The organism is Pseudomonas viciae (assembly GCF_004786035.1).
Taxonomy (GTDB): Bacteria; Pseudomonadota; Gammaproteobacteria; order Pseudomonadales; family Pseudomonadaceae; genus Aquipseudomonas; species Aquipseudomonas viciae.
The window spans coordinates 5,787,511-5,801,636 of the sequence record NZ_CP035088.1 but is presented as its reverse complement, the minus strand read 5'-3'; the positions used below and the strand labels follow the sequence as shown (position 1 = coordinate 5,801,636).

Below are 14,126 nucleotides of genomic sequence, written 5' to 3'. Positions count from 1 at the left end.
GTGGCTTCCTTCACTGCACGGTGCGGCCCATAATCGCCAACCTGTGCAGTGATGGCCGTGAGCCCCGCAATGACTATGAATCCAGAACTTTCCGCAGCCCTCGACGAACCCGTCGTGGAGCCGCGCAAGAGTCGCAAGAACAACCCGGAGAAAACCCGGGAGAACATTCTTCAGGAAGCCATCGTCGAGTTCGTCCAGCAGGGCCTGTCCGGCGCTCGGGTCGATGCCATCGCCGAGCGCATCCACACCTCCAAACGCATGATCTACTACTACTTCGGCAGCAAGGAGCAGTTGTACGTCGAGGTGCTGGAAAAACTCTACGGGGATATCCGCAACACCGAGAGCCGCTTGCACCTGGCGGAACTGGCCCCGGTCGACGCGATCCGGCGGTTGGTGGAGTTCACCTTCGACCACCATGACCGCAATGTGGATTTCGTGCGCATCGTCTGTATCGAGAACATCCACAACGCCGAGTACGTGAAACAGTCAGGCGCGATCAAGGCGATGACCAATAACATCCTTGATTCCCTGGGCGTGATCCTGCGGCGGGGCGCCGAAGAGGGCGTGTTCCGTCCTGATCTCCAACCGCTGGACGTGCACTTGCTCATCAGTTCTTTCTGCTTTTACCGCGTGTCCAACCGCCAGACGTTCGGTGAGATCTTTCAGATCGACCTGTCGGACGAGGCCATCAAGCAGCGGCATCGCGAGATGGTGTGTGAGTCGGTGTTGCGGTACTTGCAGCCCTGACCCTTTGTGGGAGCGAGCAAGCTCGCTCCCACAGGTTTTTTAGTGATTCATGCTCTGGAAATGCTCCAGCATCCGCTGCGCATTCGGCGCCACGCCGCTGAACAGCTCGAAGGCCTTCACCGCCTGGAACACCGCCATGTTGCCGCCATCCAGCGTGCGGCAGCCGAGGGCACGGGCGTTGCGCAGCAGTTCGGTTTCCAGCGGGAAGTAAACGATTTCCGCAACCCACAACTCGCCCCGCAACAATTCGACCGGCACCGGCATGCCTGGCAGTTTCGCCATGCCCATGGGCGTCGTGTTCACCAAGCCATCGGCTTCGGCCATGGCGCTGGTCAAGTCATGCCCGGCCCGGGCGCGGCCGGCGCCGAAGTGTTGGTTCAGGTTATTTGCCAGGGCCTCGGCACGGCTGACCTCGACATCAAAAATACTCAGCGTCTGTACGCCTTCTGCCAGCAGCGCGTGGGCCACGGCCGCGCCAGCGCCACCGGCGCCCATCTGAACCACGCGTCGACGGGAAACATCACCCAGGCCGCGACGGAAACCTTCGGCGAACCCCAGGCAGTCGGTGTTGTGGCCGATGCGTTTGCCATTCTTCCACACCACGGTATTCACTGCGCCAATGCCCCGGGCCTCGGGTGAAAGCTCATCGAGCAACGGGATGATCGCCTGCTTGCAGGGGAAGGTGATGTTCAGGCCGGTGAAGTTCATGCGCTCGGCGGCGCTGAGTAAATCGGGCAGGGCGCCGCTGTCGAGTTGCAAGGCATCGAGGTCGATCAGCCGATAGAGGTAACGCATGCCCTGGGCATCGCCTTCGCGTTCATGAAGGGCTGGTGTGCGAGAGGCCTGGATGCCCGCGCCGATCAGGCCGGCGAGCACAGTGATATTCGACATGCTTATCAACCCTTCAACCGCTGACTGAAATGTTCCAGGGCCAGGCGATAACCATGGCTGCCAAACCCGCACATCACGCCGATAGCGACGGATGAGACAAAGGAATGATGGCGGAAGGTCTCGCGGGAGTGGACGTTGGACAGGTGAACTTCGATGACCGGCACTTCGCTGGCCACCAGCGCATCGCGGATCGCCACGGATGTATGAGTCCAGGCCGCCGGGTTGATGACGATACCGGCACACCGGCCACGGGCACCGTGAATCCAGTCGAGCAATTCGCCTTCCTGGTTGGTCTGGCGAAATTCCACGCCCAGGCCGAATTCTTCAGCGGCGCGGCCGCACAGCGACGAGATGTCAGCCAGGGTTTCGTGACCGTAGGTCGCCGGCTCGCGGGTGCCGAGCAAGTTCAGGTTCGGGCCGTTGAGCACCAGAACGATCGGAGGCATCGCAATTTCTCCACATTTTTATTGTTGGCGTCGGCCAGGTTTCGGCCGGTGGAGATAAATTGTACTAGATGGTTAATTTGGTCAAATAAAGCCGACGTCGCGGGCCAATAAGTGTTCGATGATCGAACACCACCTTAGACTCGGTAAGTTTTGGAGATAGAAATTGTGGCGAGGGAGCTTGCTCCCGCTGGGCTGCGCCGCAGCCCCAAGCTTTTTGCGGTTGCTGCACCCTGGAGCGCCAGCCCGGCCGAGCGGGAGCAAGCTCCCTCGCCACAGGGGGGCTGACTCTCTCAGCGCCGAGTCAGCAACACCCCGGACTCCATGTGATGGGTCCAGGGGAATTGATCGAACATCGCGCAGCGGGTGATGCGATGGGTGTCGTGCAGTTGCGCGATGTTGGCGGCGAGGGTTTGCGGGTTGCAGGAGATGTAGAGGATGTTCTCGAAGCGTCGGGTCAGCTCGCAGGTGTCCGGGTCCATGCCGGCGCGGGGCGGATCGACGAAGACGCTGCCGAATTCGTAGCTCTTGAGGTCGATACCGTGCAAGCGACGGAACGGGCGGACTTCGTTCAGGGCTTCGGTCAGCTCTTCGGCTGACAGACGTACCAGCGTGACGTTATCCACAGCATTCTCGCTGAGGTTGCTCAACGCAGCGTTCACCGAGGTCTTGCTGATTTCGGTGGCCAGCACTTTGCGTACGCGGGTGGCCAGGGGCAGGGTGAAGTTGCCGTTGCCGCAGTACAACTCCAGCAGATCGTCGCTGCGATCGCCCAAGGCCTCGTAGGCCCAGTTGAGCATCTTCTGGTTCACCGTGCCGTTGGGCTGGGTGAAGGCGCCTTCAGGCTGGCGGTAGCTGAAGGTGCGGCCGCCGACGTCGAGTTTCTCCACTACATAGTCATGGCCGATCACTTCGCGCTTGCCTTTGGAGCGACCAATGATGCTCACGCCCAGGTCACTTGCCAGTTTCGAGGCCGCGGCGTGCCAGTGTTCATCCAGCGGGCGGTGATAACACAGGGTGATCATCGCATCGCCGGCCAGGGTGGTCAGGAACTCCACCTGGAACAGTTTATGACTCAGGGGCGCACTGGCCTGCCAGGCCGCCTTGAGTTGCGGCATCAATTGGTTGATGCGCAGGCTGGCGATGGGAAACGCTTCGATGAGGATCGGCGTGCGCTTGTCGTCCTGGGAGAACATCGCGTAATGCCGTTCGCCGGCCTCGCGCCACAGGCGGAATTCGGCGCGCAGGCGAAAGTGCTCCAGCGGGGAGTCAAACACCGCAGGCTCCGGAGCATCGAACGGGGCCAGCAGGTCACGCAAGCGGGTGACCTTGTCCTGGAGCTGAGCGGCGTAGGCGTGGGAATCAAAAGTCATGCGTTGAACCAACCCAACTTGATCACGAACAGAATCGACAGGATGACCAGCGCCGGGTTCAACTCACGGCCACGGCCGGACACCAGTTTGATGGCGGTCCAGGCGATGAAACCGAAGGCGATGCCGTTGGCGATGGAATAGGTGAACGGCATCGCCAGGGCAGTGATCACCACGGGGGCGGCCACGGTGATGTCGTCCCAATCGATTTCCGCCAGGCCCGAGGTCATCAGCACGGCGACGAACAGCAAGGCCGGCGCGGTGGCGAAGGGCGGGACGCTGGCGGCCAGTGGCGAGAAGAACAGCGCCAGCAGGAACAGGATCGCCACGACAATGGCGGTCAGGCCAGTACGGCCGCCGGCACTGACGCCCGCCGCCGACTCGATGTAGCTGGTGGTGGTGGAGGTGCCCAGCAGCGAACCGGCCATGGCGGCGGTGCTGTCGGCGATCAGCGCGCGGCCCATTTTCGGCATGTGGCCGTCCTTGCCCATCAGCCCGGCGCGCTTGGCGACGCCGATCAGGGTGCCGGAGTTGTCGAACAGGTCGACGAACAGAAAGGCGAAGATCACGCTCACCAGACCGATGTCCAGGGCGCCCTTGATGTCCAGTTGCAGGAACGTTGGGGCCAGGGACGGCGGCATGGAGATCACGCCGCCGAACGCTGTGAAGCCCATCAGGATCGAGACGATGGTCACCGCGAGGATGCCGATCAGCACGGCGCCACGCACTTTCAGTGCTTCGAGGGCGACGATCAGGACGAAGCCGAGGGTCGCGAGGATCGGCGCCGGTTGCTTCAAGTCGCCGAGGCCGACCATGGTCGCTGGGTTTTTCACCACGATGCCGGCGTTATTGAGGGCGATCAGCGCCAGAAACAGGCCGATACCGGCAGCAATGGCCGAGCGCAGGGGCAGCGGGATGCTGTTGATGATCCACTCGCGGATGCGAAAGATCGACAACATGAAGAACAGCACGGCGGAAATGAACACCGCGCCCAGCGCCACTTGCCAGGTATGGCCCATGTGCAGGACCACGGTGTAGGTGAAGAAGGCGTTCAGGCCCATGCCGGGCGCGAGGGCGATCGGGTAGTTGGCGATCAGCCCCATGACCGTGGAGCCGATGGCCGCTGCCAGGCAGGTGGCGACGAATACCGCGCCTTTGTCCATGCCGGTTTCGCCGAGGATGCTCGGGTTGACGAACAGGATGTAGGCCATGGCCAGGAAGGTCGTGACGCCCGCCAGGATCTCGGTCCGCACGTTGGTGTTGTGTGCCTTGAGTTGAAACAGCCTTTCCAGCATGTCTGCTCCCCGTGGCGCGCCGGGCGCCGTGAATGTATCGACCTCAACAGCAAAGCACAGGTCGCCAGCGGCGCCCGGGAATTTTCTGTGGGTCGGAAAAAGCCGCGCATCATACCAGCAGCGTGGCGCTGTGGCTGCGATCCTCGTCGATGTTTTGCCGGCGCGCCAAGTGGGCCATACTGCGCGCGGTTCCGGGAGATCTTTATGTATCGCATGAATAAAAACCTGATGGCTGCATTGGCCTGTGCGCTGGGCCTGTGGTGGCCCGGGCAGGCCGTCAATGCCGCGCCGGCACCGCCCCTGAGTGAGGTCAAGGTGCTCAAGGTCGAATCGCCGGCCTGTGGTTTCGAGGACATCGCCCAAGGGCAGGCGCAGACTCGTTGCGATCACAGCGGGCCGAATATCAAGGTCTACGTGCTGGAGGTCGGGTACGGCCGCCAGCCCCAGGTCACCCTGGACGGCTTCGAGGTCGATGGCACCCGTTCGCCGGTGTGTGCGTACAGTAATGGCAACCTCAACGACTGTTCGGCCACGACCAAAATTGTCGGCTATCTGTACATCTTCGATCTGAAGGGCAAGCAGGAAGGCACCTTCAGCTTCAGCAACACGTCGATTAACGCACCGGGTAATCGGATGTCGACCCAACTGTCCATCAAATAGCCACCGCTCCCCGGTAGCAGCCGCGTAGGAGCTGTCGAGCGAAGCGAGGCTGCGATCTTTACCCCAGTCACTTGAGTCCCAAGCGAAAGATCAAAAGATCAAAAGATCACAGCCTTCGGCAGCTCCTACACTTCAGGAACACCCCAGCGGAGAGCGCCCATGATTCCCGGAACCAAAATCCCCCGAGCCCTGATTGCTGTCGCCGAAGGTGTCGATGACTTGCAGACGGTCACCCTGATCGATGTGCTGCGCCGGGCTCAGGTCGAAGTGGTGGTGGCGAGTATCGAGGCACGGCGGATGCTTACCTGCGCCCGCGGTACACGCTTGACCGCCGATGGCATGTTGGTGGACATGCTTGTGCAGGATTTCGACCTGATCGTCCTGCCCGGCGGCATTATCGGCACCCAACACCTGGCGGCCCATCAACCGTTGCAACAACTGATCAAGGACCAGGCTGCCACTGGACGGTTTTTCTGCGCCATTGGCGAAGCCCCGGCCCTGGCACTACAGAGGTTTGGCGTACTGCGCCAGCGCCGCATGACCTGCCTGCCCGCCGTGAGCCAGCAGTTGTCCGGATGCAGCTTCGTCGATCAACCGGTGGTGGTGGACGGCAATTGCATCACCGCCCAAGGCTCGGCCGCCGCCCTGGCGTTTGCCTTGACGCTGGTGGAGCAACTCTGTGGCAAGGGCGTGAGAGGCGTAGTGGCCGCGGAGTTGCTGGCCTGACACGCTTCACTGTGGCGAGGGAGCTTGCTCCCGCTCGGCTGCGCAGCAGACGCAGGCAATCTTGCGTCGTTAACTTGCCTTGAACGCTCACTCCACCCAGAAGTCGTACCCCTTATGACGGCGGTTTCCCAAAACGCCGCGAGTACGACCAACCGTGAGGTGTTCCATGAGCGCGACCCTGTCCGAAGCGACGCCGGCGTCCTTCGTCCGTCATCCGATTCGTCTGACCCTCAATGGCCTGGTGCGTGAACTGCAGGTGTTGCCCTGGACCACGTTGCTGGACCTGCTGCGCGAGCAATTGGACCTGGTGGGTAGCAAAAAAGGCTGCGACCACGGCCAGTGTGGCGCTTGCACGGTGCTGCGCGATGGCAAGCGGATCAACGCCTGCCTCACGCTGGCCGTCATGTGCGACGGCGCCGAATTGACCACCATTGAGGGCCTGGCCAGCGCCGATCAATTGCACCCCATGCAGCAGGCTTTTATTAAGCATGACGCGTTCCAGTGCGGTTATTGCACGCCGGGGCAGATCTGCTCGGCGCTGGGTCTGGTCAACGAGGGTAGGGCGCGGACCGTTGCGCAGATCAGCGAATTGATGAGTGGCAACCTCTGCCGCTGCGGCGCCTACAACAACATTCGTGATGCCATCGAAGAGGCATTGCCGCTCTGCCAGCCACCGGGAGGTGATCAATGAATCCCTTCCAGTACAGCAAGCCCGACACCGTGCAGGCCGCCATCGACCTGTCGAGTCCGGCGTCGCGTTTCATCGCCGGTGGCACCAACCTGCTGGACCTGATGAAAGAAAACCTCACCCGTCCCGAACACCTGATCGACATCACTGGCCTGCCCCTGGCGGACCTCAGTGAAACCCCTTCCGGCGGGGTGATGATCGGCGCATTGGTGAGTAATGCGGACCTGGCCTGGCACCCGTGGATCGAGCACCGTTATCCGCTGCTGTCCCAGGCGATCCTGGCTGGCGCTTCGCCGCAATTGCGCAACATGGCCAGCACCGGCGGTAACCTGCTGCAACGCACCCGCTGTTATTACTTCTACGACGCCAGCGTGCCATGTAACAAACGCCGCCCCGGCAGTGGTTGCCCGGCCCGGGATGGTTTGAACCGGATCCACGCGATTTTCGGCGCCAGCGATCAATGTGTCGCCACCCATCCCTCTGACATGTGCGTGGCCCTGGCCGCGCTGGAAGCCGTGGTGCATGTGCTGGGCCGGGGCGGCGCGCGGACCATCGAGTTCGCTGACTTCCATCGCCTGCCCGGCGATGCTCCGCAGCGGGATAACCAACTGGCCGATGACGAATTGATCACCGCCATCGAATTGCCTGCCGCCGGTTTCGCCGACCATAGCCACTATCTGAAGATTCGCGACCGGGCCTCCTATGCCTTTGCGCTGGTTTCGGTGGCGACGGCGCTGGAACTGGACGGGCCGGTGATCCGCCAGGCGCGCCTGGCCCTGGGCGGCGTGGCGCACAAACCCTGGCGCGACCGGGCCGTGGAGAGTGGGTTGGTTGGCCAGGCCGTCAGCCGCGAAACCTTCACTGCCGCCGCCGATGCGCTGCTACAAAACGCCGAGCCGCTGGCACACAACGGTTTCAAGGTCAGACTGGCGCGCCGGGCGATTGTCCGCGCCTTGAGCGATGCCGCACTGGGTGCTGCACGAGGAGGACAAGCCTGATGAACGCTCCGAGCAAATCCATAGGGCAGCCACTGGACCGGGTCGATGGCCTGCTCAAGGTCACGGGCCAGGCCCGATATGCCGGTGAATATCCCGCCGACGGCCTGCTGCATGGCAGCATCGTGTCCGGCAATATCGCCCGCGGGCGTGTGCTGCGCATTGATGCTTCCCGCGCCTTGGCGCTGCCCGGGGTGGTCGCGGTGATCGACCACACCAACCGGCCCAGGATCGCCAGCTACGATGAGCCCTATCAGGACGCCGACGCCGCGGACGGTTCACCATTTCGGCCCTTGTACAACGACCAGGTTCTCTATAGCGGCCAGCCGCTGGCCTTGGTGGTCGCCGAACACCTGGAGTTGGCCCGCTATGCTGGCTCACTGATTGAAATCGAATATGAAGCCCAGGACCATCAGACCGATCTGACCATCCTGCAAAACGAAGCCCGTTCGGCACCGGCGGAATTGCCCAAGCCCCGTGGGAATTTTCAGGGTGAGTACGCCAGTGCGGCGCTCAATGTGGATGTGTCCTACAGCACGCCGATCGAACACCACAACCCGATGGAGCCTCATGCCTCCACTGTGCTGTATCAACCCGACGGTAGCCTGCACATCCACGACAAGACCCAAGGCACGCAAAACTGTCAGGCCTATGTGCAAAAAGTGTTCGGGCTCGAGAAAGAACAGGTGCGCGTGTTCGCCGCGTTTGTCGGCGGCGCCTTCGGTTCCGGGCTGCGACCGCAATATCAATTACCTTTGGCCGTGATGGCGGCCCTGGCGCTCAAGCGCTCCGTGCGGGTCAGCCTGACGCGCCAGCAGATGTTTACTTTCGGCTACCGACCGCGCACCTTGCAGCGCTTGCAACTGGGTGCGGCGGCCAACGGTCGGTTGTTGGCCGTGGCCCACAGCGCCATCGGCCAGACCTCGCGTTTCGAAGATTTCACCGAGCATGTGGTGGAGTGGAGCGGCATGCTCTATCACTGCGACAACGTGGCGTTGACCTACCAGTTGGTGCCGCTGGACGTCTACACGCCGCTGGACATGCGCGCGCCGGGCGCCGCCCTGGGCTTGATTGGCCTGGAGTGCGCCATGGATGAACTGGCTTGTGCCCTGGCGATCGATCCGGTGCAACTGCGGTTGATCAACTACGCCGAGCGCAACGAGAACGAAGGCAAGCCGTATTCCAGCAAGCAATTGCGTGAGTGTTACGCCCAGGGCGCCCGCCGTTTCGGTTGGGACAAGCGCAACCCGGAGCCGCGCAGCATGCGTGAAGGCCGGCAACTGGTGGGCTGGGGCATGGCCGGTGGCGTGTGGGAAGCCATGCAGCAGAAGGCCAGCGCCAAGGCTTCGCTGGCGGCTGACGGCAAGCTGACCGTCAGCAGCGCCACCACTGACATCGGTACTGGGACCTACACAGTCATGACCCAGATCGCCGCCGAGGCGTCAGGTGTTTCTCTTGAAGACGTCAGCTTTGTCCTCGGTGATTCGTCGCTGCCTACGGCGCCGCTGCAGGGCGGTTCGTTCACCGTCTCGTCGGTGGGCACCGCTGTGCAGCAGGCCTGTGAAGCCTTGAAGGAAAAACTGTTGGCCGTGGCCCGGCAGACCTGCCCGGCCTTCAGCGGCGCGACCCTTGAGCAAGTGACGTTTGTCGATGGTCAGCTGCGGTTGGGCGAGGCGAGCGTGGCATTGGCCGAGCTGGCGCAAAAAAGCGGCGAGACGCCGCTGCAGGCCCAGGTCACCGCCGAGCCGGACGAAAAACGCCAGGCCTACGCCACCGCCACCCACTCGGCGGTGTTTGTCGAAGTGTGGGTGGATGAAGACCTGGGCACGGTGAAGGTCAATCGAGTGGTCAGCGCCATTGCGGCCGGGCGGGTGATCAACCCGAAAACCGCTCGCAGCCAGATTCTCGGTGGCGTGGTCTGGGGCATCGGCATGGCCCTGCACGAAGAAACCCTGACCGACCATGGGCTGGGCCGCCACATGAACCACAGCCTGGCCGAGTACCATCTGCCGGTTAACGCCGACATCGGCGATATTGACGTGGTTTTTGTCGATGAACACGATGAAGTCGTCAACGCCCTCGGCTCCAAGGGCGTCGGTGAAATCGGTATCGTCGGTGTGGCGGCGGCGGTGGCCAATGCGATTTACCACGCCACCGGCAAGCGGGTACGGGACTTCCCGATCACCCTCGACAAGTTGCTCTAGGCTTTTGCGGTTTCCGCCGGTTCGTGCATCCGGTCGCGGTTGGCCAGGGTCGGGAACAGTTTGATCCAGGCCCCGGTCACCAACAGCGTGCCGACGCCGCCCATGACCACCGCTGGCACGGTGCCGAACCAGTGGGCGGTCAGGCCGGACTCGAACTCGCCCAACTGGTTCGAAGCGCCGATGAACAACCCGTTCACCGCGCTGACCCGACCGCGCATTTCATCCGGCGTTTCCAGCTGTACGAAGGAGGCGCGGATGACCATGCTGATCATGTCCGCCGCGCCCAGCACCACCAACACCGCCAGGGAAAACCAGAACGAAGTGGAGAGGCCGAAGGCAATGGTGGCGACGCCGAACACGCCCACGGCGGTGAACATCACCCGGCCCACCTTGCGTTCCACGGCAAACCGCGCCAGCCACAGCGACATCAGCAAGGCCCCGACCGCTGGCGCCGAACGCAACAGGCCCAGGCCCCAGGGGCCGGTGAGCAGGATGTCCTTGGCGAACACTGGCAGCAGCGCCGTCGCGCCGCCGAGCAACACCGCGAACAGGTCCAGGGAGATCGCCCCGAGAATGTCCGGGCGGCTGCGAATGAAGCGAATCCCGGCCAGCAATGAATCCATCGTGGCCTTGCCTTTGTTCAGCGGCGTCTGCCGGGCAGGCAGGTTGAGCATCAGGCAGCAGGCAATGATGTAGAGCAGCACGGTCGGCCCATAGACCCAGGTGCTGCCGAAGGCGTAGAGCAAACCGCCGAGCGCCGGGGCAACGATGGTGGCCGATTGTTGGGCCGACTGGGCGGCGGCCACGGCCCGGGGAAACAGCGCGGCCGGCACGATGCTCGGCAGCAGCGCCTGGGTGGTGGGCATTTCGAAGGAGCGGGCGGCGCCCAGCAGGAAGGCGAGGATGAAGATCATTTCCCGCGTGACATGGTCGGTGGCGCTGCCGATCGCCAGCGACAGCGCAATCAACGCCTGTAGCGACTGGCAGATGGCCGCGACCTTGCGCCGGTCATAACGGTCAGCCACGTGCCCGGTATGCAGCATGAACAGCACCCGTGGCGCGAACTCCACCAGGCCCACAAGGCCCAGGTCCAAGACGTTGCCGGTCAGTTGGTAGAGGTTCCAGCCGATGGCCACGGTGAGCATCTGGAAACCGCTGGCGGTGAATATCCGGGCCAGCCAGAAGGCGATGAACGGGCGGTGGTGACGGAGCAGCAGCGGTGCTTGGCTGGGCATCATGACGGGACCGGTGATGAAGGCATCGAGATTATCACCGAGCTGTAACCGGAAATTACGCTTGCCGGAAAAAATAGTTAGCCAAACATCTACTTTCGCCTATGGACTGTTCAGGTCAAGGACATCGTGGACACCTGTGGCGAGGGAGCTGCGTACTCTGGAACGTTCTGGATCGGCCTGAGACAACCTGCCACGCGACAAAAGACCACGCCGTTCATCGGCGATAATGCGGCTACTCTTTGAGCATTGCTTGATCCAGATCAACACCCTTCGCAGTGTTGGGCTGGCGGCCATCCGGCCAGAGTCCTGCGTTGTGACGGTTTTAAAAAGAACGATTTGAAAAGCATCGCACTCCATATCCCTGGGGATTGTGATGCAGGCCCCGCCCGCAGCCGGTTTTACCTGACAGAGGAAGACTTATGTTCGGTTTGGAGGCGCTCGATCTCGCCCGAATCCAGTTCGCGTTCACCATCTCGTTCCACATCCTGTTCCCGGCCATCACCATTGGCCTGGCGAGTTACCTGGCGGTGCTCGAAGGCCTGTGGCTCAAGACTCGCGATGACACCTACCGCGACCTGTACCACTTCTGGTCGAAGATCTTTGCCGTCAACTTCGGCATGGGGGTGGTGTCCGGATTGGTCATGGCCTATCAGTTCGGCACCAACTGGAGCCGTTTCTCGGACTTCGCCGGGGCGGTAACCGGGCCGCTGCTGACCTACGAGGTGCTCACGGCATTCTTCCTCGAGGCGGGTTTCCTTGGCGTGATGCTGTTCGGCTGGAATCGCGTCGGCCGTGGCTTGCACTTCTTCTCCACAGTGATGGTAGCAATCGGCACACTGATCTCTACCTTCTGGATTCTGTCGTCCAACAGCTGGATGCAGACCCCGCAGGGCTACGAAATCATTGATGGCCGGGTGATTCCGGTGGACTGGCTGGCGGTGGTGTTCAACCCCTCATTCCCTTATCGCCTGTTGCACATGTCCACGGCGGCGTTTGTCGCGACGGCGTTCTTTGTGGGCTCGTCAGCGGCCTGGCATTTGTTGCGCGGTCGCGATACCCCGGCCATCCGCCGCATGCTGTCGATGGCGATGTGGATGGCTTTGCTGGTGGCGCCGATCCAGGCGGTCATCGGTGACTTCCATGGCCTCAACACCCTCAAGCATCAACCGGCGAAGATCGCCGCCATCGAAGGTCACTGGGAGAACGTCGGCAACGAGCCGACCCCGCTGATTCTGTTTGGTTGGCCGGACATGCAGGCCGAGAAGACCCGGTTCGCTGTGGAGATCCCCTACCTGGGGAGCCTGATCCTGACCCACAGCCTGGACAAACAGGTGCCAGCCCTCAAGGAGTTCCCACCTGAGGACCGACCGAATTCGACCATCGTGTTCTGGTCGTTCCGGGTCATGGTCGGCCTTGGCTTGCTGATGATTTTCACCGGCCTGTGCAGCCTGTGGCTGCGCCGCAAGGATCGGATCTATCAATCCCGACCGTTCCTCTACATGGTGCTGTGGATGGGACCGTCCGGCCTGATTGCGATCCTGGCCGGCTGGTTCACCACTGAAATCGGTCGCCAGCCTTGGGTGGTCTACGGACTGATGCGCACGGCCGATGCTTCCTCCGGCCACAGTTTTGCGCAGATGAGCATCACCCTGGTGCTGTTCGTCGTGGTGTATTTCGCGCTGTTCGGCGCCGGCTTGAGTTACATGATGCGCCTGGTGCGCAAGGGCCCTGAGGCCCACGAAGCCGAGCCGAGCGATGGTGGCCCAGGCCAGAAACGTACGCCGGCCCGACCATTGTCGGCCGCCGACGACGGCGAAGACGTGGACACAACCGACCGCTCGAACAAGGGGAATTGAGTCATGGGTATTGATCTTCCGCTGATCTGGGCCGTGGTCATCATCTTCGGCATCATGATGTACGTGGTCATGGACGGCTTCGACCTGGGAATCGGCATTCTCTTCCCCTTCGTCAAGGGCGAGCGCGACCGTGATGTGATGATGAACACCGTGGCGCCGGTCTGGGACGGCAACGAAACCTGGCTGGTGCTGGGCGGTGCCGGTCTGTTCGGGGCATTTCCGCTGGCCTATTCGGTGGTGCTTTCGGCGCTGTACCTGCCATTGATCCTGATGCTCATCGGCCTGATCTTCCGGGGCGTGGCCTTCGAATTCCGCTTCAAGGCCAAGGCTGACAAGCGGCACCTGTGGGACAAGGCGTTCATCGGCGGTTCGCTGACGGCCACCTTCTTCCAGGGCGTGGCGCTGGGCGCGTTCATCGATGGCTTCGAAGTGGTCAATCGCCAGTTCGCCGGGGGCTCCTTGGACTGGTTCACGCCGTTCACGATGTTCTGCGGCCTGGCGTTGATCGCGGCCTATGCCTTGCTCGGCTGCACCTGGCTGATCATGAAGACCGAAGGCAAATTGCAAGAGCAGATGCATGACTTGGCCAGGCCGCTGGCGTTCGTCGTGCTGGCAGTGATCGGTATCGTCAGCATCTGGACCCCACTGGCCCACGCTGATATCGCGGCCCGCTGGTTCACCCTGCCGAACCTGTTCTGGTTCCTGCCGGTGCCGATTCTGGTGCTGGTGACCATGTACGGCTTGTTTCGCGCAGTGGCGCGCAACGCCAATTACACGCCATTTATCCTGACCTTGGTGCTGATCTTCCTCGGCTACAGCGGCCTGGGCATCAGCCTGTGGCCGAATATCGTGCCGCCGTCCATCTCGATCTGGGACGCCTCGTCACCGCCCCAGAGCCAGGGCTTCATGTTGGTCGGTACGCTGTTCATCATCCCGTTGATCCTGGTGTACACCTTCTGGAGCTACTACGTGTTCCGCGGCAAGGTGACCCACGACGACGGCTACCATTGATCGAC

Annotated in this window: 13 protein-coding genes; 8 read left to right on the top strand and 5 right to left on the bottom strand. The window is 62.3% G+C overall.

Annotation, left to right across the window (positions count from 1 at the left end; genetic code table 11):
• Positions 1-69: 69 nt before the first annotated feature.
• Positions 70-747 carry a TetR/AcrR family transcriptional regulator gene (locus EPZ47_RS25775; RefSeq protein ID WP_135847284.1) on the top strand — a complete coding sequence of 226 codons (678 nt, stop codon included), beginning with the start codon at positions 70-72 and terminating at the stop codon, positions 745-747.
• Between the two features lie 39 nt (positions 748-786).
• Here the strand turns inward: EPZ47_RS25775 and EPZ47_RS25770 are convergent, their stop codons facing one another.
• The 4 genes from EPZ47_RS25770 to EPZ47_RS25750 all read right to left on the bottom strand — a co-directional run bounded on the left by EPZ47_RS25770 (position 787) and on the right by EPZ47_RS25750 (position 4,746).
• Positions 787-1,638, bottom strand: coding sequence for a shikimate dehydrogenase (locus EPZ47_RS25770; protein ID WP_135847283.1), 852 nt, complete (start codon positions 1,636-1,638; stop codon positions 787-789).
• 5 nt (positions 1,639-1,643) lie between these two features.
• Entirely contained in the window at positions 1,644-2,084 is a 441-nt protein-coding gene (aroQ, locus tag EPZ47_RS25765; RefSeq protein WP_122565092.1) for a type II 3-dehydroquinate dehydratase, read from the bottom strand.
• A 290-nt stretch (positions 2,085-2,374) separates the two neighbouring features.
• Positions 2,375-3,454, bottom strand: coding sequence for a tRNA (uridine(54)-C5)-methyltransferase TrmA (gene trmA, locus EPZ47_RS25755; protein ID WP_135847282.1), 1,080 nt, complete (start codon positions 3,452-3,454; stop codon positions 2,375-2,377).
• Positions 3,451-4,746 carry an NCS2 family permease gene (locus tag EPZ47_RS25750; protein ID WP_135847281.1) on the bottom strand — a complete coding sequence of 432 codons (1,296 nt, stop codon included), beginning with the start codon at positions 4,744-4,746 and terminating at the stop codon, positions 3,451-3,453. The genes trmA and EPZ47_RS25750 overlap by 4 nt, the downstream gene beginning before the upstream one ends.
• 204 nt (positions 4,747-4,950) lie before the next feature.
• On the opposite strand from EPZ47_RS25750, the gene EPZ47_RS25745 reads away from it, so the two are divergent.
• The 5 genes from EPZ47_RS25745 to EPZ47_RS25725 all read left to right on the top strand — a co-directional run bounded on the left by EPZ47_RS25745 (position 4,951) and on the right by EPZ47_RS25725 (position 10,019).
• A complete protein-coding gene (locus EPZ47_RS25745; RefSeq protein WP_135847280.1) occupies positions 4,951-5,406 on the top strand; it encodes a DUF4879 domain-containing protein in 456 nt (151 codons plus the stop codon).
• A 159-nt stretch (positions 5,407-5,565) separates the two neighbouring features.
• Complete coding sequence (locus EPZ47_RS25740; RefSeq protein WP_135847279.1) at positions 5,566-6,132, top strand: DJ-1 family glyoxalase III; 567 nt, start codon at positions 5,566-5,568, stop codon at positions 6,130-6,132.
• 166 nt (positions 6,133-6,298) lie between these two features.
• Positions 6,299-6,823 (top strand): (2Fe-2S)-binding protein, encoded by a 525-nt coding sequence (locus EPZ47_RS25735; protein WP_135847278.1) that lies wholly within the window; start codon positions 6,299-6,301, stop codon positions 6,821-6,823.
• Positions 6,820-7,818: an FAD binding domain-containing protein gene (locus tag EPZ47_RS25730; RefSeq protein ID WP_135847277.1), complete on the top strand. Its 999-nt coding sequence runs from the start codon at positions 6,820-6,822 to the stop codon at positions 7,816-7,818. Before EPZ47_RS25735 ends, EPZ47_RS25730 begins: the two co-directional genes overlap by 4 nt.
• Positions 7,818-10,019, top strand: a complete 2,202-nt coding sequence (locus EPZ47_RS25725; RefSeq protein WP_135847276.1) for a xanthine dehydrogenase family protein molybdopterin-binding subunit — start codon at positions 7,818-7,820, stop codon at positions 10,017-10,019. Before EPZ47_RS25730 ends, EPZ47_RS25725 begins: the two co-directional genes overlap by 1 nt.
• On the opposite strand, the gene EPZ47_RS25720 is transcribed toward EPZ47_RS25725, so the two are convergent.
• Positions 10,016-11,254 (bottom strand): MFS transporter, encoded by a 1,239-nt coding sequence (locus tag EPZ47_RS25720; protein ID WP_135848073.1) that lies wholly within the window; start codon positions 11,252-11,254, stop codon positions 10,016-10,018. The genes EPZ47_RS25725 and EPZ47_RS25720 overlap by 4 nt on opposite strands.
• A gap of 419 nt (positions 11,255-11,673) precedes the next feature.
• Here EPZ47_RS25720 and EPZ47_RS25715 point away from each other — a divergent pair, with 419 nt between their 5' ends.
• Complete coding sequence (locus EPZ47_RS25715; protein ID WP_135847275.1) at positions 11,674-13,110, top strand: cytochrome ubiquinol oxidase subunit I; 1,437 nt, start codon at positions 11,674-11,676, stop codon at positions 13,108-13,110.
• 3 nt (positions 13,111-13,113) lie between these two features.
• Positions 13,114-14,121: a cytochrome d ubiquinol oxidase subunit II gene (gene cydB / locus EPZ47_RS25710; protein WP_135847274.1), complete on the top strand. Its 1,008-nt coding sequence runs from the start codon at positions 13,114-13,116 to the stop codon at positions 14,119-14,121.
• Positions 14,122-14,126: the final 5 nt, after the last annotated feature.

Excerpts from the sequence above, each read along its gene's own strand:
- EPZ47_RS25775 (WP_135847284.1), top strand. The coding sequence starts at position 70 with ATGACTATGAATCCAGAACTTTCCGCAGCCCTCGACGAACCCGTCGTG.
- EPZ47_RS25770 (WP_135847283.1), bottom strand. The coding sequence starts at position 1,638 with ATGTCGAATATCACTGTGCTCGCCGGCCTGATCGGCGCGGGCATCCAG.
- aroQ (WP_122565092.1), bottom strand. The coding sequence starts at position 2,084 with ATGCCTCCGATCGTTCTGGTGCTCAACGGCCCGAACCTGAACTTGCTC.
- trmA (WP_135847282.1), bottom strand. The coding sequence starts at position 3,454 with ATGACTTTTGATTCCCACGCCTACGCCGCTCAGCTCCAGGACAAGGTC.
- EPZ47_RS25750 (WP_135847281.1), bottom strand. The coding sequence starts at position 4,746 with ATGCTGGAAAGGCTGTTTCAACTCAAGGCACACAACACCAACGTGCGG.
- EPZ47_RS25745 (WP_135847280.1), top strand. The coding sequence starts at position 4,951 with ATGTATCGCATGAATAAAAACCTGATGGCTGCATTGGCCTGTGCGCTG.
- EPZ47_RS25740 (WP_135847279.1), top strand. The coding sequence starts at position 5,566 with ATGATTCCCGGAACCAAAATCCCCCGAGCCCTGATTGCTGTCGCCGAA.
- EPZ47_RS25735 (WP_135847278.1), top strand. The coding sequence starts at position 6,299 with ATGAGCGCGACCCTGTCCGAAGCGACGCCGGCGTCCTTCGTCCGTCAT.
- EPZ47_RS25730 (WP_135847277.1), top strand. The coding sequence starts at position 6,820 with ATGAATCCCTTCCAGTACAGCAAGCCCGACACCGTGCAGGCCGCCATC.
- EPZ47_RS25725 (WP_135847276.1), top strand. The coding sequence starts at position 7,818 with ATGAACGCTCCGAGCAAATCCATAGGGCAGCCACTGGACCGGGTCGAT.
- EPZ47_RS25720 (WP_135848073.1), bottom strand. The coding sequence starts at position 11,254 with ATGCCCAGCCAAGCACCGCTGCTGCTCCGTCACCACCGCCCGTTCATC.
- EPZ47_RS25715 (WP_135847275.1), top strand. The coding sequence starts at position 11,674 with ATGTTCGGTTTGGAGGCGCTCGATCTCGCCCGAATCCAGTTCGCGTTC.
- cydB (WP_135847274.1), top strand. The coding sequence starts at position 13,114 with ATGGGTATTGATCTTCCGCTGATCTGGGCCGTGGTCATCATCTTCGGC.